The organism is Kribbella sp. NBC_01245, from assembly GCF_036226525.1.
In the GTDB taxonomy this organism is placed as follows: domain Bacteria; phylum Actinomycetota; class Actinomycetes; order Propionibacteriales; family Kribbellaceae; genus Kribbella.
In genome coordinates this window covers 2394310-2411354 of the sequence record NZ_CP108487.1, presented here as the reverse complement: position 1 = coordinate 2411354, position 17045 = coordinate 2394310, and the positions used below count along the sequence as shown (strand labels likewise).

At 67.5% G+C, this 17045-nt stretch carries 15 protein-coding genes; 6 read left to right on the top strand and 9 right to left on the bottom strand.

Annotated elements, in window-relative coordinates; translation table 11 throughout:
* Window positions 1-3 precede the first annotated feature (3 nt).
* The 3 genes from OG394_RS10630 to hrpB all read left to right on the top strand — a co-directional run bounded on the left by OG394_RS10630 (window position 4) and on the right by hrpB (window position 5373).
* A complete protein-coding gene (locus OG394_RS10630; protein WP_328994972.1) occupies window positions 4-1308 on the top strand; it encodes an ABC transporter substrate-binding protein in 1305 nt (434 codons plus the stop codon).
* A 126-nt stretch (window positions 1309-1434) separates the two neighbouring features.
* Window positions 1435-2835: an alkaline phosphatase PhoX gene (locus OG394_RS10625; RefSeq protein ID WP_328994971.1), complete on the top strand. Its 1401-nt coding sequence runs from the start codon at window positions 1435-1437 to the stop codon at window positions 2833-2835.
* Between the two features lie 33 nt (window positions 2836-2868).
* On the top strand, window positions 2869-5373 hold the full coding sequence (hrpB, locus tag OG394_RS10620; protein WP_328994970.1) for an ATP-dependent helicase HrpB: 2505 nt from the start codon (window positions 2869-2871) through the stop codon (window positions 5371-5373).
* Window positions 5374-5413: 40 nt separating this feature from the next.
* Here the strand turns inward: hrpB and OG394_RS10615 are convergent, their stop codons facing one another.
* From OG394_RS10615 to OG394_RS10575, 9 genes are all read right to left on the bottom strand, one after another.
* Window positions 5414-6652 carry an ATP-grasp domain-containing protein gene (locus tag OG394_RS10615; RefSeq protein ID WP_328994969.1) on the bottom strand — a complete coding sequence of 413 codons (1239 nt, stop codon included), beginning with the start codon at window positions 6650-6652 and terminating at the stop codon, window positions 5414-5416.
* A complete protein-coding gene (locus OG394_RS10610; RefSeq protein WP_328994968.1) occupies window positions 6652-7920 on the bottom strand; it encodes an MFS transporter in 1269 nt (422 codons plus the stop codon). The genes OG394_RS10615 and OG394_RS10610 overlap by 1 nt, the downstream gene beginning before the upstream one ends.
* The gene (locus OG394_RS10605; protein WP_328994967.1) at window positions 7917-9167 is read right to left on the bottom strand and encodes an ATP-grasp domain-containing protein; all 1251 of its coding nucleotides are present in this window, start codon (window positions 9165-9167) and stop codon (window positions 7917-7919) included. Before OG394_RS10605 ends, OG394_RS10610 begins: the two co-directional genes overlap by 4 nt.
* 2 nt (window positions 9168-9169) lie before the next feature.
* On the bottom strand, window positions 9170-9547 hold the full coding sequence (locus OG394_RS10600) for a hypothetical protein (protein WP_328994966.1): 378 nt from the start codon (window positions 9545-9547) through the stop codon (window positions 9170-9172).
* Window positions 9544-11922 carry an FAD-dependent oxidoreductase gene (locus OG394_RS10595; protein ID WP_328994965.1) on the bottom strand — a complete coding sequence of 793 codons (2379 nt, stop codon included), beginning with the start codon at window positions 11920-11922 and terminating at the stop codon, window positions 9544-9546. The genes OG394_RS10600 and OG394_RS10595 overlap by 4 nt, the downstream gene beginning before the upstream one ends.
* A gap of 4 nt (window positions 11923-11926) precedes the next feature.
* Window positions 11927-13285: a class I tRNA ligase family protein gene (locus tag OG394_RS10590; protein ID WP_328994964.1), complete on the bottom strand. Its 1359-nt coding sequence runs from the start codon at window positions 13283-13285 to the stop codon at window positions 11927-11929.
* Window positions 13278-13625, bottom strand: coding sequence for a cupin domain-containing protein (locus tag OG394_RS10585; protein WP_328994963.1), 348 nt, complete (start codon window positions 13623-13625; stop codon window positions 13278-13280). The genes OG394_RS10590 and OG394_RS10585 overlap by 8 nt, the downstream gene beginning before the upstream one ends.
* Window positions 13626-13975: 350 nt before the next feature.
* On the bottom strand, window positions 13976-14383 hold the full coding sequence (locus tag OG394_RS10580) for a ferritin-like domain-containing protein (protein WP_328994962.1): 408 nt from the start codon (window positions 14381-14383) through the stop codon (window positions 13976-13978).
* A complete protein-coding gene (locus OG394_RS10575; RefSeq protein WP_328994961.1) occupies window positions 14380-14955 on the bottom strand; it encodes a cell division protein FtsK in 576 nt (191 codons plus the stop codon). Before OG394_RS10575 ends, OG394_RS10580 begins: the two co-directional genes overlap by 4 nt.
* A gap of 135 nt (window positions 14956-15090) precedes the next feature.
* Here OG394_RS10575 and rimP point away from each other — a divergent pair, with 135 nt between their 5' ends.
* From rimP to OG394_RS10560, 3 genes are read left to right on the top strand one after another with little or no spacing between them, the layout of a single operon-like run.
* Window positions 15091-15615, top strand: coding sequence for a ribosome maturation factor RimP (gene rimP, locus OG394_RS10570; RefSeq protein ID WP_328994960.1), 525 nt, complete (start codon window positions 15091-15093; stop codon window positions 15613-15615).
* Between the two features lie 2 nt (window positions 15616-15617).
* Window positions 15618-16610: a transcription termination factor NusA gene (gene nusA, locus OG394_RS10565; protein ID WP_328994959.1), complete on the top strand. Its 993-nt coding sequence runs from the start codon at window positions 15618-15620 to the stop codon at window positions 16608-16610.
* Between the two features lie 52 nt (window positions 16611-16662).
* Window positions 16663-16986: a YlxR family protein gene (locus OG394_RS10560; RefSeq protein ID WP_328994958.1), complete on the top strand. Its 324-nt coding sequence runs from the start codon at window positions 16663-16665 to the stop codon at window positions 16984-16986.
* Window positions 16987-17045: the final 59 nt, after the last annotated feature.

The following is a 17045-nucleotide window of genomic DNA, read 5'->3' as shown; positions in this document are numbered from 1 at the left end:
GTCATGCGCAGAAGTTCTAGGGCGATCGCGGTGGGCCTGGTGGCCGCCGTACTGGCCGTCGCGGGGTGTCGCAACGACGCACCTGAGACACAGCAGGGAACCGAGGGCGTCAAGTTCGACGTCGGCGTGACCAAGGAACCGTGCCCGGAAGCGGTCGACAAGGCTCGTGGCTGCATCTACCTTGGCGTGATCTCGGACCTGACCGAAGGCCCGTTCAAGGCGCTCGCCGTGCCCGTCACCGAGGGGCAGAAGGCCTTCTGGAAGCGGGTCAACGCGTCCGGTGGCATCGGCGGCTACGAGGTGGACATCAACAAGTACACCAAGGACAACAAGTACAACCCGCAGATCCACAGCCAGGTCTACTCCGAGATCAAGCCTGATGTGCTCGGTCTCGCGCAGACCCTCGGCTCGCCTACCACCGCAGCGATCCTGGCCGACCTCAAGTCGAGCGGCGTCGTCGCCGTGCCGGCGTCGTGGACGTCAGCCTGGGCCTTCGAGGACGTCATCCTCGAATCCGGGACGAACTACTGCTTCGAGTCGATGAACTCGGTCGACTACGGGGCCGAGACGCTGAAGGCCAAGTCGGTCGCCGCGCTGCACTTCCCGGGCGACTACGGCGATGACGCGGCCGCCGGGACGAAGATCGCGGCCGAGGCCAACGGGATGAAGTTCACCGACATCCCGACCGCGCCCGGTCAGGAGAACCAGGGTGCCGCAATCGGCAAGCTGGTCGCGGCCAAACCCGATCTGGTCATCCTGACCACGGGTCCGACCGAGGCGGCGACCATTGTGGGCGGCGCCGCACTGGCCGGCTTCAAGGGCAAGTTCATCGGCACCAGCCCGAGCTGGAACCCGGCGCTGCTGAAGTCGCCGGCAGCACCGGCGTTGACCGCGCTGTACCTGCAGTCGGCACCCTGGGGCCCGCACGGCACGGATACGCCCGGGCACAAGGCAATGCGGGAGACGCTCGGCGAGGCGGCGTTCAAGGCGGCACCGAGCGACGGTTACACGGCCGGCTGGGTCTGGTCGTACCCGATGAAGGCGGCGCTGGAAAAGGCCGTCGCGAGCAAGGACCTGACCCGTGCCGGGCTGCTCGACGCCGCTAAGTCGCTGGCGACGGTCGACTACGAGGGCATGTTGCCCGCCGAGGCCGGCAAGTACGCCGGCGAGGCGAACGACCGGGTCTTCCGGCAGAGCTTGATCGCCAAGATCGACGCGCCGTCGCCGACGGGCGTGAAGGTGGAGAAGGACTTCTTCACCGGTAAGACCGCGGCCGACTATTCCTTCAGCAAACCCTGCTACCAGTAGTGACGAGCCCCTGTGCGGTACTAACGCTCCGCACAGGGGTCTTGTCGTTTGCGTGTTGTTCACCGTACGTTCACTGATGACCATCCGGAGTACCGCGGGTACCTACCCGCCCAAGGAGGCCGTCCAGTGACCGAACAGTCAACCGCCCTGACTCGCCGTCAGCTCATCGCCCGCACTGCCGCGGCAGGTGTTGCCGTCAGCTTGGCGGGATCCGTCGAGGCCCTCTACACGGCGCAGCCCGCCCTCGGCACGTCTGGCCCGAAGATCGGCTACGGCCCGCTGGTGCCGGATCCGGCCGGCATGCTCGACCTGCCGCACGGCTTCAAGTACACGGTGGTGTCGCGTGAGGCCGAGCTCCGGCCGGACGGCCTGAAGAGCGCCAGCCGGTTCGACGGTATGGGCGTCTTCCCGGACAAGAACGGCGGCTCGCGCCTGGTCCGGAACCACGAGTGCAACCTGACCGCCCGGAACCCGCTGAAGGCCCCGCCGGAGCGCACGTACGACCCGGGGACCGTCGGCGGCACCAGCACGATCGTCGTCGACCGGAACGGCCAGCGCGTCGACGAATACACCAGCCTCGGCGGTACGGCGGTCAACTGCTCGGGTGGTCCCACCCCGTGGCGGACCTGGCTCACCTGCGAGGAGACCGAACGCCGCAAGGGCGACGCGGGCTACTCGAAGGACCACGGCTACATCTTCGAAGTCGACCCGTACGACAACCGGCGCAACGTCGACCCGACCCCGCTGACCGCGATGGGCCGCTTCCAGCACGAGGCCGTCGCGCTCGACCCGGCGACGGGCATCGTCTACGAGACCGAGGACGCCTTCGTCGCGCCGCTGGGCGGGTTCTACCGGTTCCTCCCCGAGCGTCCGTGCGGTGGGTGGGGCAGTCTGCGCGCGGGTGGCGAGCTGCAGGCCATGCACGTACCGGGTCTGCTCGACATGTCGACCGTGCAGGAGGCCGGCACGGTCTTCCACGACGTGCAATGGGTGAAGGTGCCGGATCCGCTGGCGACGACCGTGTCCGTTCGGGCGCAGGAGTACGCGAAGCCGATCACCGGTGGGTACAAGCTCGAGGGCTGCTGGTGGGGCAAGCTCGACCGCTGCGTCTACTTCGTCTCGTCCTTCGCCCGGACGACGCTCGGGCCGAAGGTCGACCATGATGGTCAGGTGTGGAAGTACGACCCGCGCAGCAAGACCCTTAGCCTCGAGGTCATCTTCACCCGGCCGGATCCTGGTAACGAAAACCCGGAGTACGACGCTCCCGACAACATCACCATGTCGCCGTACGGCGGTCTGATGATGTGCGAAGACGGCATCGGTGACCAGCACATTCTCGGCACCACCGAGGACGGCCAGGTCTTCAAGTTCGCCAAGAACCGCGTCAACAACGGCACCCCGGAAGACCCGTCCTTCGGCGAACTCGCCGGCGCCGGCTTCTCCGCCGACGGCCGCACCATGTTCTTCAACGTCTACGACCCCGGCATCACCTACGCCATCACCGGCCCCTGGCGCCGCCGCCGCTGATGCTCTCCGCCCTTGGTCGGTTAGCGTCGGGGTGTGTTGCTGCCTGAATCGACCGTGCCGGGGGCGGATCTGCCTGTCCGGGCGGTGCTGCCCGCCACCGTCGATGCGGTGCGTTCGCGCGGTACCGCGGTGTTGGTCGCGCCGCCCGGATCGGGGAAGACCTCGCTGTTGCCGCTGGCGCTGGCCGACGCGCTCGGCGGCACGATCATCGTCGCCGAGCCGCGAAGGCTGGCCACCCGCGCGGCGGCGACCCGGCTGGCGATGCTGGTCGGCGAACCGCTCGGGCAGCGGATCGGCTACGCGATGCGTGGTGAACGCAGTGGGGGTGCAGGACTCCGTGTCGAGGTGCTGACGACAGGGCTCCTCGTACGGCGTCTGCAACAGAACCCGGAGCTGCCGGGGGTCGCCGCGATCGTGATCGACGAATGCCACGAGCGGCACCTCGACGCCGATCTGCTGCTCGCGTTCTGCGTCGACATCCGGGCGAACCTGCGGGAAGACCTGGCGATCGTCGCGACCTCGGCCACGGCGGACACGATCAGGCTGAGTCGCGCCTTGGGCGTGGCCGCTCCGGCACCCGTGATCACCGCGTCTGCGGCGCTGTTCGACGTGGCGATCGAGTGGGCCCCACCACCGGTGCCCGTGCCGCTGCTTCCCGGTGGGCGGGTCGACCCGCGCCTGCTGGATCACGTCGCGGCCGTCGTCCAGCGTGCGTGTGCCGAGAACGACGGCGACATCCTCGTGTTCGTCCCGGGGGAGGCCGAGATCAACGGCGTGACCCGCCGGCTGGCCGGTCAGAATGTCCTGCCGTTGTTCGGTCGCCAGTCCAGGGCTGACCAGGACCGCGCGTTGGCGTCGGCCGCCACTCGCCGGATCGTGGTCACGACGTCGGTCGCGGAGAGCTCGCTGACCGTGCCCGGGATCAGGGTGGTGGTCGACGCGGGTCTTGCCCGGGAGCCGCGGACCGATCAATCTCGTGGCCTCGGCGCGTTGGTCACCTGCCGGGTCTCGAGATCGTCGGCCGGCCAGCGAGCGGGTCGCGCCGGCCGGGAGGCGCCTGGCCGGGTCTATCGGTGCTGGTCTGCCACCGACCACTCGCATCTCGACGATCATCCGGCGGCGGAGATCGCGATCGCCGATCTGGCCGCCTTCGCCCTCGACCTCGCGGCGTGGGGTGCGCCTGCTGGTGACGGTCTGACCTTGCTCGAGGCACCGCCGGTGGTGGCGATGACCGCGGCCACCGAACTGCTGCGCCGCCTCGATGCCGTTGACGACGGCGGCCGGATCACCGAGCGGGGACGACGGATGGCGGCGATCGGCGCGCATCCTCGGTTGGCTCGGGCGTTGCTGGACGGGGCGCCGCGGGTCGGCGCCGACCGGGCACGCGAGGTCGTCGCGATGCTCTCGGACGACTCCGGCCGCGACTTCGGCGATGACCTACCGGCTCGCTGGCGAGCCCTTCGCCGTGGCGATGACCGCGGAGCCACGGCCCGCTGGCGAGAGGAAACAAAGCGCCTCGGCCGAGGCACGACGACCGGTGGCCCTTTAGGTGCAGAGGTACCGGACGATCTTGCGGCGGGGATTGTAGTGGGGCTGGCGTATCCGGATCGGATCGCGCGGGTCCGCGGGCACGACTCGGCGACGTACCAGATGGCCGGTGGTACGGGTGCCGCGCTGGATCCGCAGTCGCCGTTGCGGAGCACGACCTGGCTGGCGATCGCGGCTGCGGACCGGGCACCCGGTCGCGCCGACGCCAGGATCCGTTCCGCGGCGCCGATCGATGAGCCGACCGCGCGAGACATCGCGGGCGACCTCGTCTCGACCACCGACCAGATTCGCTGGGACGACGGCCGGATCGTGACGCGGCGCGTCGAGGCACTCGGCGCGATCGTGCTCAACGACGTCCCGCTGGCAAAGCCCGACCGGCTGCTCGTCCAAGCGGCCGTCCGCGACGGTATCCGGCGCAGCGGTCTGTCCGTACTGCGCTGGTCGGAGGCCGCACTCGCCTTGCGGGAGCGGCTCGCGTTCTGCCACGCCAATCTCGGAGCTCCGTGGCCCGCGGTCGACGACGAAGCACTCCTGGCTGATCTCGACGAATGGCTGGGTACCGAGCTCGCCTCGGTGCGAGGCGCGCGCGATCTTGCCCACATCGACGTGGCTTCGGCGCTCCGGCGACTACTGCCCTGGCCGGCGGCAACCCGGTTGGGCGAACTCGCACCGGAACGGCTCCGGGTCCCGTCGGGCTCCGAGGTGCGACTCGCGTACGACGGTGTCGAGCCGCCGGTCCTCGCAGTGAAGCTGCAGGAGGTCTTCGGCTGGACTGCCACTCCAGCCGTCGCGGACGGTCGTGTCCCAGTCGTACTGCACCTCCTGTCGCCCGCACGGCGCCCGGTCGCGATCACGAGCGACCTCACCTCCTTCTGGCAGCAGGGCTATCCCCAGGTCCGGGCCGACCTGCGAGCCCGCTACCCCCGCCATCCGTGGCCGGAAGATCCACTCACCGCCATCCCGACCAAGCGACCAAAACCTCGCCAGTAGCAGGGCCAGGGCCCGCTCCACCTGGAACGGGCCCTGGGGGTTAGGGCTGGTCGATTTTGATGGCCTTTTCCATGCCGAGGACTTTTTGGTAGTCGTCGTCGAGGGTTTGGGCGTCGCTGTGGATGAGGATGACCCAGGCGAGGCAGGTGAAGAGGTCTACCGTTTCGGGGACGATGGCGTCTTCGTCGTGCAGGATCTTCATCCAGTGGAACGACTTGAGGCCGTCGATTCCGTCGAAGACCTCGCGGTTGCGGAAGTAGCCGGTCCGGTAGGCGGAGATGAAGATGCCGCGGAGGTGCTGGACCAGGTCGAAGCTCTCGCGGAACTCACCACGTACGCGATGGGCGACGGTGCGCTTGATGTGGTTGTCGCCGGTGGCGAGTTCGCTGACCATTTGGTGGCCGCCGCCGGACGGACGGGCCGCTACCTCGATCAGGCGTGGGCCGTCTGCCGTCATCATCACCTCGGCGTGACCGCAGCCGACGCGAATGCCGACGGCGTCGAGGACCTGCTTCGTGTACGGCCAGAGCGCCAGCACCTCGGGATCGTCTGCCGCGAGGAAGTCGATCCGGTGGTAGATGCCGATCTTGTCGCCGCGGCTGATCTTCGTGTAGCGGCAGACGTCCACGAGCTCGTGCCGCCCGTCGACGGAGTAGCTGTCGACGAGGTACTCCGTGCCTTCGGCGTACTCCTGGATGAGCACGGCGTCGTTGCGCAGGCCCATCTTGTTGTCACGCCCGAGCACCCGCTCGAACCGCTCGCGCCAGTCGCCACCCTCGAACACCGTGTAGACCTCGTCGCCGGCAGCACTCTTCGGTGGCTTGATGACTAGGCGCTTGCCGACCAGGTCGTTGTCGCGCAACCACTGTTCGGCTTCGGCCGGGTCCGCCGTACAGAGTTGGCGCAAGTGCGGTACGCCGGCCCGGGCGAGTGCCTGAGCCATCTGCCACTTGTCGCGCCTAGCGGCTGACAACTCGAAGACGTTGCCCGTACCGGGGATCAGTAGTTCCGTCAGGGAGTCGCAAAGCTCTACGCCACTCTCAGAACCAGCGATCAAGTACTCCGGCTCGTAGACCTTCAAGGCGTTTGCAAGCGCCTCAAGATCTCCCTCGAGGTAGTGGATGTGCTCGAACTCCTCTGGGTGCCAACTACCAGTGAAGGCGGGAGGCGGCTCTAGCCCGCTGAGGACGGCCACGGGCGTCTGACCGGCCTCCTTGAACGCTGCCGTGTACTCCTGCCCGGTCGACAGTGGGTCGACGATGATCGTGTATTTCGACATCAGGCACTCTCACTTGGTAGTGGCTCTGTGGCCGGTGTTGTGTCTACTGCGGGCTCCTCGACAACCACACGCTTCATGCCGAAGTGAGCCAGTACGACGCCCACGGCACCGGCGATACCGCACCAGAGCCAGACGGCGGTACCGGCCGTGTTCCAGAGCCATACGCCGATGAACGGGCCGAGCGCGGAGCCGAGACCGAACATCGCGTGCGCGGCGCCGACGTACCGCCCGAGCAGCGGCTTGGGCGCGGCCTTACCCGGATAGGCGAACATCGTCGGTCCACCGATGATCTCCGCAAGCGTCCAGATCAGCGTGCCGATCACGAAGATCGCCACTCCGCCAGGCAGCGCGTAGAACGCCAGACCGCCGCCCAGCAGGACGAATCCGGTCATGGCGACCAGACGCGCCTCCCAGTGCTGCACCACCTTGGTGACCAGCAACTCGCAGGTGATCACGATGAAGCCGTTCAACGCGACGACCGCACTGAACCACCAGGTCGACAGTCCTTCGGCCTTCATGTGCAGGGGGAGCGTCGCCAGGTACTGCATGTAGATCGCGGCATTGATGAACATGCACAGCAGGAACAGCACGTACCGGCCGTCCTTCAGTACTGCGCCATAACCGCCCTTTACCGCTGCTACAGGTTCTGCTGCAGCCTCAGGAGCGTCAACATCTATGGCGCCCTTACGACGAGGTAGAGCAACAACAGCAACCGCTGCATAGGCAAGAGCCGCTACAGCCTCACCAATGAACAGCAGGTCCCACGAGATCGCCAGCAGCGCAGCACCGATCAGAGGTGCCGCCGTCGTGCCCAGGTTCATCGCGAGTCGGTAGACCGCGAAGATCATCACCTGGCGGTTCTCCGGCGTGAGCTCCGTCAGCAACGCCGCAGACGCCGGGCGATAGAACTGCCCAACAGCGCCGGCCAAAGCGACCATGGCCAGCACTGCCACGTAGTTCTGCACGTACGCGATGGCCAGCACGAACCCGGCCATACCGAACATGCTGATCATCACGGCGTTCCGGGGCCCGAGTCGGTCGGACAACGAGCCACCGATGATCAGGCCGATCACCGAGCCGCCGCCGTAGACCCCCAGCGCCGTACCGGCTTGTACGTCGCTGAAGCCCTGCGACGTGGTGAGGAACAGCACCAGGAAGACCTGGAGGAACCAGCCCAGCTTGTTGACGAATACGCCGACCAGCAGGGCTTTGACCGCTACCGGGGCTTCCCGGATCGTGGCCAGGATCCCGACGTCGGTAGTGCTCACGACCCCTCCTTCTCGGCCTTGTGGCCGGTCCAGCTCAGAGCCTTCTCGGCCGCGTCGAGCCCGGCACGGCAGTCGTCGAGCGAAGTGGCCACAGCGGTGGCGTACGCGATCCGGCCCCAGAGCGTGCCAACAGGCGGGGGACTGGTGTTGGCGCCCGGCTCCATCAGTACGACGAGCTGGTCGACCGTACCGGGCAGATCCGCCTTGTCGAAGGAAACCGAGTCGAGGATCGTCTCGTTCTCGTCGACGTAGAAGAACCGCACGCCGCCGCACATCGCGCGGTCCGGCACCAGCTCGGGCGCCTGCCCACAGGCCACCGCGGCCGCGGCCAGACCCGGGTCGGCGCCGGTCGCCTGCAGACCGAGGTACGGGATCATGTCGCCGCCGATGCGGGCGTTGATCTCGATCACCTTCGGGCCGTCGGCCGTCATCATGATCTCGGTATGCGTGACCCCGTCGGTGAAGGCGATCGCGGCATGCGCGTCGGCCAGCACCTTCATCAGCTCCTGGTCCACCAACAGCGAATCATGAGCGTCGACGTAATGCCCGACCTCTTCCGCGTACGGCGGGTAGCCGAGCTCCTTGCGGGCAAGGCAGAACGGCGTGACCTGGCCCTGGAAGACGGCCGAGTCGATGCTGATCTCGTACCCGTCGGCGAACTCCTCGACCAGCACCTTGACGTCGTAATGCGGCGCCTCCGGCACGGTCGTGTCGTGCGCGAACTCCCAGTTCTCGGTCAGCTCGCCCGGGTCGTTGACCTTCACCACGCCCAGGCTCGCGGCGAGCGCTCGCGGCTTGAGGATGACCGGATAGCCGACCTCCGCCGCGGTCGCGAGGGCGTCATCGACCGTGTCGACGAGGAACGACGCCGGCTGCGGTACGCCGTACTCGGCCAGGGCCTTCCGGGTCAGGTGCTTGTCGCGGCAGCGGTTCACCATCGCGACGTCACCACCGGGCAGACCGAGCGCCTCGGCGACGTGGGCCGTCTGCAGAATGCGCGCCTCGTCCCAGCAGAGCACGCCGTCGATCGGCGACTTCTCGTGCAGAGCGCGGGCCGCCTCGACCAGCAGCGGAGCCTCGAGCGTGGTCTCGAGCACGGTCCAGCCCTCGATGTAGTCCTTCTCCCAGGTCGGTTCCGCGTGCAGGAACATGTGGATCCGGTACCGCGGCCCGATCGAGCGCAGGATGTACTCACGGAACAAGCGCATTCCGGTGGCGACCACCAACAGATGTGGACGTTCGGTCATGATCAGGCCTCCTTAATTGCTTTGGGTGGCGCGATTTCCTCGATGTAGGAAACGCCCGTAGAGCCGTCGGCACGCTCCCAGTGGTCGGCGATCCGCAGGGTGCCGCGGAACACCTCGGGGACGCTGGTGCACTCCCCGGTGATCAGTTCGCCGTCGGTGCCGAGCAGGCAGTAGGCGGCCCGGATCGCGCCGTCGGGCTGGCGACGCCCGACCAGCCGGCCGCTGCGCAAGAACCCGCCGGGGTAGAACTCGGCCCAGACCAGGTCGTTCTCGCAGTGATACTGCCCGTACGGCGCCTCTTCGGTGCCGTCGGTGACCAGGCGGAACCAGCGGCCGTCGATGTCGAGATCGGGCTGCGGTTCCCAGGCGGCCGCGCTCACCACTTCACCGCGCACAACTCGTCGCGGATCGGGTAGATCTCGCGGTCGAACATGGAGTTGAGCACGATCGCGGCCCGCACCGGCAGCTGGGTCAGGCCCGCGTTGGTCAGGCCGTGGCTGTAGCGGCTGTGGTTGAAGGTGTACATCCGGTGGCCGTTGCGGCCCTTCCAGCGCACCGAGTAGTCCGGCTCGACGATCATCTCGTCATCCGCGTCGTAGTCGATCCGCTCGCGCAGGTCGTCGTCGAACGGTGCCGCCACGTGCTCGCGCCCGGCCGCGACGACCAGGTGCCGTACGGCGAACTCCTCCGGCGCCGAGTGCGACGTACAGCGCAAGGTGATCCGGCCGTCGCCGCCCAGTTCCGCCGACGTCACGTCACGGCCCGGAAGCAGGGTGACGGGGAATCGGCCGAGGGTGAGCAGACCGTCGTAGTTGGACTGGTAGAGCGCCTTCAACGCACCCGGGGTGAGCGCGTCACCGCTGTACCGGTGGTCGGTGATCAGCTCGCGCCGTTTGGCCCGGCCGAGCTCCTGCATGAACTCGATATGCGACGGGCGGTAGAACTCGTTCGCCATCGGGGAGTCGTCGATACTGCGGAACCACTGGTGCCGCCCGATCCACCGGATGTCGGTGAAACCCGAACCCAGCAAGCGAAGTACGCACTCGACACCGGTCTGGCCGCCACCGACGACCGCGATCGGATCCGCCTTGTGCGCGTCCATCGACGGCAGCCGGGTACCGAGATCGTCGGCGATGAAGGCGCGCTCCGGCGGCAGGTCGGTGAAGTACGACGGCACCACCGGCCGGGTGCCGAGACCGAGCACGAGGTGCTCCGAAACGGCGACCGGTTCGTCGTTCTGCTTGACCAGGAAGCCGTCCTCGGTGATCGAGATCTCGTTGACCGTGACGCCGAAGGAGACCACCGCGAGCTTCTCGGTGCACCAGGCCAGGTAGCGCTCGTACTCGATCCGCGGCAGCGCGTCGAACTGCGAGTTGATCAACGCGTAGAGCCGCCCGGAGGTGACCAGGTAGTTCAGGAACGACAACTCGTGCTTGGGATCGACCAGCGAGACCAGGTCCTTCATCCAGCCGGTCTGCATCCGCACACCCGGGTAGAGCAGCGGCGTGTGCCAACCGGCCACCGGACGGCTGTCGAACAACGCCAGCTTCTCGTCGGTGGCGGACTGGTACAACGCCGCCAGGGATAGGTTCGCCGGACCGGCACCGATACCGACGGTGTGGTACCTGGGAAGTTCCGATGTCGACATGCGCTTGTTCTCCGTCCGCGATGGGTTGGTGCGGGGTGTTTCCCCGGTGGTGTGGTGCTCTTTGCTCTGCTGGCCGTCTGCCTGGTCCAGCAAGTCGCGAGCCGCCGTCCGGCTCGCGGCCAGGGCGGTTTTCACACTGCCGCCCGAACCACCGGTGAAAGTGAAGAGCCGATGCGTACTGCCGAGCACCGACCACAAGGTCAGCACCGGCGGATCGGCATAACAGTCGGTGCTGTTGACGGTGTGTCCCGTCGCGAGCAGCCGCAGATGTGGCAGCCGCTCGTTGACCAGCCGGACCGCCCGCGCGGACATGTCCGGCCGATGCGGGCGACTGCCGGGTGGTACCGCCCACTGCTCGGTGTCGATCCCCAGCAGCAGGCCGTTCGATCCCGTGGGCCGTCCGAACAGCCCAGTGGTCTCATCGACGAACATGGTCGGCCGGGCGCCGTACGTGGTGAAGACGCCGTACTGGATCGACTTCGTCCGGTACGGCGAGGCCGGCAGGGCGTTGTCCGCCAGCAAGCCCGGCGTCCACGGCCCAGCCGCGACGACCACCGCGTCGTACCGGGTGGTGCCGGTGAGTAGGCGGCAGCTGACCGAACCGTCGTCGTGCGGGACCAACCCGAGCACCGGGCCGACCAGCACGCGGCTTCGGCGTCCGCCACCGAGCTCGGCCAGTACGGCGGAGCGCAGCCGGTCCGGCAGGATGAAGCCCGCTCGCCGTTCGAGTACGCCGACCGTGTTCTCGGGTAGGCCGTGCCAGCCGCGCCGGGTCAGCTCGTCCGGGCCGACGAGTTCGGCCTGCTCCACCTCGTCGACCGCCGCCGCCAGCTCGTCGGTGTCAGGCAAGAGGTACGTCGAACCGGTCTCGGTATAGCCGGCCCAATCGAGCAGGCTCGGGCTGCCGAGGAGTTCGCCGAGGCTCTCGACCGCCATACCCCGCTGGAGGGGATGGGTCTCGAAGGCACGGACGCCACCGCCCGAAGCCGCCGTGGCGTCGTCCGAGCGCGGCCCGCTGATCAGGTCGACCGATACGCCCGGACGCTCCGCCAGCCGCCAGGCCAGCAGCGCGCCCGCGATGCCCGCGCCGATCACGCAGATCTTCATGGCGCTAGCCGCCCGTGAGGGTGCGAAGGGTGCCGACGTCGCGAACGCCACCCTCGAGCAGGGTCAGCAGGCAGCGCGCGGCCAGCGCCGGGTCGAACCCGGACGGCTCGAGTGCCGCTTCACCCCGGGCCCGCTCGGCCGCGGCCAGCGCGGGATCCAGCGGTGCGGTCACCTCGAAGTCGCCGCTGAGCAACGGCGCGACCCGGTCCCGGAAGGCATGGAAGCCCGGCCAGGTGAAATCACTCTGATAGCGATCGGGCCGATCCCAGGCCAAAAACAAACGCACGATTGATGGCTCTTCGGCACCGAGGATTTCGTTTGCCCAAACCGCGTGATTTCGGCTGGTCGAGAATTTTGAACCTTCCAATGTGTAGAACTCGTTCACGACCAAACCGGACAACGGCAATGGATAAACTCCGGCGGCGGCCCACAGCGCCGGCCAATACAGGGCATACCAGAATGCATTGTCCAAGCCCAGGAAGTGCCATAACCGGTCTACCCGGCCGGCCGCCGAGACAAACTCCGGCAATGTCGTCGCGGCCGGATCGACCGCCGCGGCGACGCTGTACAGATCGGTCAATGCGATCTCGGTGAACGGCCCGATCCGCAGCCCGGCCAGCGGGCCGGTGCCCTCGATACCCCAGTTGGTCGGATAGGCCAGCGGGACCTCCGGCAGACCGTCGGCGAGCGTGTGCGCGATCAGCGTCCGGACGGCCGGCGGCAGGTCGGCCCGCAGCCACATCTCGGTCATCGTTTCGCGGTGGTCCGCCATCCGCAGCACCGGTACGACGGCCTGGAACGGGCGGGGTTCGCCACCGCACCGGCCGCAGACCGGATCGACCATGGTGGCGACCTGGGTGAAGGACCCGCACTGCTCGCAGGCGCCACCGCCGGCCGGAGCCTTGCAGCGCCCGCACAGGCCGGTCAGGTAGGAGTCGTGCAAGGTGCGATGGCAGTCCGCGCAGGCATGCAGGGTGACCTCGCGCATCGGCGTCGCGCCGCTCTCCACGAGGGCCCGCAGCATGCCTTCGATCCGCGGCGAATGCTCCGCCTGCAAGGGATCGGTGAAGTTGTCGTACCCGATGCCCGCCAGCCGATAGGTGTGCTGGATCTCGTCCCGGAAGGCGGCCATCATCGGCAGCACCTCGGTGCCCTCGTTCTCGGCGCGAGTGAGCACGTAGTTCTGGTGGATGTCGAGACCGGTGCTGACGAAGACCCGCTCGCCCCGGGCCCGGGCGGCTCGCGCGGCGAGGTCGGCCGCGACGTACGGACCAGACAGGTGACCGACGTGCAGGGGGCCGTTCGCGGTCGGCTGCGGATAGGTGAAGACGGTGACCGGATCCGTCAGGCCGGGGTCAGTCATCGGAGTCGCCGGTGGGCATCCAGTACGCGCTGAAGATGGTCAGCATGTCCTGCGCCGACCTGTTCTGCACGATGTGCGTCTCGGTGCTGTTCAGCAGGAAGGCCGAGCCCTGTGGCACGGCATGTTCATCGTCTCCGGACACCACATGCGCGGTGCCCGCCACGACCACCGAAAGCTCCAGCTCCGGATGCTGGTCCAGTGGGCTCTCCGAACCCGGTGGAACGCTGTACCACATTGCCTGGAATGGCATTTGTTTGCCGAGTTCGTATTGCTCCCAGCGGACCACACGAATGTCTTTCACGAACTGGTCCGTACCGGTCGCGAGATCGAATGTACGCATGCTTCACTACCCTCCGTAGTTGACGCAGCGCGCAACTCAAGAAGTTATGGAATGGCAGACAAGAACGAGCAGCCTGAAACGGCTGGAATCACCACCCCCATGGCGATGAATGTGCGACGGCCCCCACCGCCGTTGACCGGAAATATAGGGAAGGTCGCCCTCCGAGTAAAGAGAACTACGGCACGAATTTCTCGTTGCCCGTAACTTGCCCCGATTATTTTCGTTGCGGTGGCAATGCGTGGTTGGCCCGGCACACAGGGCCACCGAGTCCGGTCTGCGAATGCGTGCTGACGCGTTGTGTTCGAACCTCAACTACCCCGAATGCCCGGATCAGGGCAGGTGACGCTGCGTCAGCCGAGGGGGAGGGCAGCCGGTGCGCCGCCCCAGTTGATCTGCTCGCGGGCAGCCGCGATTCCGGCCTGGACAGCGAAGGTCCGGGTCTCCTTGCTCTCGGCCCCGGCCGTCAGATCGCCGTAGACCACCGCCAGCCGTTGCTCGACCAGCCGGATCAGCGCCGTCGCCGCGGGCTGCCCGGTCACCGGCGCGGGCAGGTCGTACGCCGGTTCGGGCGCGACGGGCTTGGCCTTGGCCGCGGTGATGAGGTCGATCAGCCGATCCCGGCGCAACTCATGCGCGGCATAGAGCTGCCGGGCTGCGCCGAATCGGCTGCCCTTGAGGTTGCCGCCGGCCACGCCGATCGCGTAGATGGCGGCATGCTCTCCGGCCAGGCAGGCCTGCAACGCGTCGATCTCGCTCATCGCTGGGCTTTCTTCTTCGGAGGTGCGGCCAACTGGCCGAGCCAGAGCGCGAGCTGGCTCTCGGCGGCCGCGATGGACCCGATCAACCGGGCAGGTTCACCCGAGAGGCTCGCGGCTGTGGTCGCGTGCGCGATGGCGAGCGCCTGCTCCCGGCCGGCCAGGTCGGTGATCGCGGCCGCCTGGGTCGCCGGAATGACCGGGACCTTTGCCGTAGTAGGCGTGACGGAGGAGGCGATCGCCTTCAGCTTGGCCAACTGGGTGGCGTGGTTCTTAGTCGCGACGGCCAGCTTCGTCGCGAGCGCCGGATAGCGGCGGGTGGTCGCGGCATAACGCGCGCTGAGCTGGTTGAGGTGTCCGGCGATGGTCGTCACCGCTGCCACTACGGCCGGATCAACCGTCGGCGTCGGCGGCTGGGAAGCGCCTTTGCCTTTCGGGCCGCCACCACCTGGAAGGTTCGGACCGCCGTCACACCCCGCCACCAGCAGCGTCGTACCCGCTGCGAGCACGGCACCACTCAGCGCCGTACGGCGGGAAAGTGATCGCGCGGAGTGATCTGGCGAGGTCGTCGGCACGGCCTGAACTTATCCCAGCCCGGGGACCGATAGGGTGGGTTACTGCCCTCGGCGGCGACGCCGGGCAGTTTGTCAACGGGTGAACAGCAGTTTTGTCAACGGGTGAAAACAAGTGGAGAGAGGCAGGTCGCCCAAGTGAGCCGGAAGTCTGACCACATCGACGACGAGCGCCTCGCTGCCTATCTTCGGCCGATCGTGGCGCAGTTCGGCTGCGATCTGGAGGCAGCCGACGTGACACCGGCCGGGAAGCGGCGGTTGTTGCGGGTCCTGGTGGACCGAGACGGCGGAATCAGTCTCGATGACGTGGCCGATGTCACCCGGGCGATCTCGAAGGCGCTGGACGTCGACGAGTACGTGATGGGCAGTACTGCGTACACGCTGGAGGTGTCCAGCCCCGGTGTCGACCGGCCGCTGACGCTGCCCCGGCACTGGCGCAGGAACGTGAGCCGCCTGGTGGCCGTGTCCCTACTGGACGGCACCAAGGTGAAGGGCCGCATCATGGCGGCCGCCGAAGAATCCGCCGAGCTGGACGTCACAGACACAGCTGGTGAAGTCCGAATTAATTTCGCCGACGTGGAGAAGGCGAAGATCCAGATCGAGTTCAACCGACCCGCCGGCGCGGGCGAGATGGCCGCCGAAGACGGCATGGAGGAGGACTGATCATGGATATCGATATGGCGGTACTGCGTTCATTGGAGCGCGAGAAGGACATCGCCTTCGAGGTGGTCGTCGAGGCGATCGAGCAGGCCCTGCTGGTCGCGTACCACAAGACCGAGGGCGCTCAGTCGCACGCGCGGGCCGAGCTGGACCGCAAGACCGGGCACGTCACCGTGTTCGCGCAGGAGCTGGCCGAGGACGGTTCGATCGCCCGGGAGTACGACGACACCCCGCACGACTTCGGCCGGATCGCGGCCACCACGGCGAAGCAGATCATCCTGCAGCGGTTGCGCGACGCCGAGGACGACATGCGGTACGGCGAGTTCTCCAACAAGGAGGGCGACATCGTCTCGGGCATCGTCCAGCAGGGCCGCGACCCGCGCTCGGTGATGGTCGACCTGGGCAAGATCGAGGCCGTGCTGCCGGTGCCGGAGCAGGTGCCGGGGGAGAAGTACGAGCACGGCTCCCGGATCCGGGTCTACGTGGTCGGCGTTCGCAAGGGTTTCAAGGGCCCGCAGATCACCGTCTCGCGCACCCACCCGAACCTGGTGAAGAAGCTGTTCGCGCTCGAGGTGCCGGAGATCGCCGATGGCACCGTCGAGATCACCGCCATCGCCCGCGAGGCCGGTCACCGGACCAAGATCGCGGTCCGCACCCTGCACCCCTCGGTGAACGCCAAGGGCGCCTGCATCGGGCCGATGGGCCAGCGCGTGCGCAACATCATGCACGAGCTGCACGGTGAGAAGATCGACATCATCGACCACAGCGACGACCCGGCGACGTTCGTCGGGAATGCGCTGTCGCCCGCACAGGTTGCGTCGGTGGAGGTCGTCGACGCCGCCGCCCGCGCGGCACGCGTCATCGTCCCCGACTACCAGTTGTCACTCGCGATCGGCAAGGAAGGGCAGAATGCCCGCCTCGCGGCGCGGCTGACGGGCTGGCGAATCGACATCCGGCCCGATACGGATGTGACTCGTGGCGACGAACCGGTAGACTGAGCCATCGGTCGGCCGACTGAGCCGTCCCGACACCCTGAGGACTCGAGACAACGTGAGTACAGACGCGCGTCCCGAGCGGACGTGTGTGGGGTGCCGGAAACGGGACAGTCAGGCCAACCTGCTGCGGATGGTGGTCGCCGGAGGAGTGGTTCTTCCGGATGAGCGCCATCAGGCACCAGGCCGCGGGGCGCATCTGCACCCGGTGACCGAGTGTCTCGATCTCGCCGAGCGGCGGAAGGCGTGGCCCAGGGCCTTCAAGGTCCCAGGTCCGCTGGACGCCCATCTCGTGCGGGAGTACGTCGATCAGCACGCTGTGACAAAGGGCAAGACAAGTGCGGCCGCCCGGCCGCCCGCGGAAACCACCGCGAAGACATGAAGGCGGGTCATCGACTCATGACCACTCGATGAGTGTCGAACGATGAGTGCAATGCGATG

What these genes read in the sequence shown, in the direction of transcription:
- OG394_RS10630 (WP_328994972.1), top strand. Translation starts at nt 4, where the DNA reads ATGCGCAGAAGTTCTAGGGCGATCGCGGTGGGCCTGGTGGCCGCCGTA.
- OG394_RS10615 (WP_328994969.1), bottom strand. Translation starts at nt 6,652, where the DNA reads ATGTCGAAATACACGATCATCGTCGACCCACTGTCGACCGGGCAGGAG.
- OG394_RS10605 (WP_328994967.1), bottom strand. Translation starts at nt 9,167, where the DNA reads ATGACCGAACGTCCACATCTGTTGGTGGTCGCCACCGGAATGCGCTTG.
- OG394_RS10595 (WP_328994965.1), bottom strand. Translation starts at nt 11,922, where the DNA reads ATGAAGATCTGCGTGATCGGCGCGGGCATCGCGGGCGCGCTGCTGGCC.
- OG394_RS10590 (WP_328994964.1), bottom strand. Translation starts at nt 13,285, where the DNA reads ATGACTGACCCCGGCCTGACGGATCCGGTCACCGTCTTCACCTATCCG.
- OG394_RS10585 (WP_328994963.1), bottom strand. Translation starts at nt 13,625, where the DNA reads ATGCGTACATTCGATCTCGCGACCGGTACGGACCAGTTCGTGAAAGAC.
- OG394_RS10580 (WP_328994962.1), bottom strand. Translation starts at nt 14,383, where the DNA reads ATGAGCGAGATCGACGCGTTGCAGGCCTGCCTGGCCGGAGAGCATGCC.
- nusA (WP_328994959.1), top strand. Translation starts at nt 15,618, where the DNA reads ATGGATATCGATATGGCGGTACTGCGTTCATTGGAGCGCGAGAAGGAC.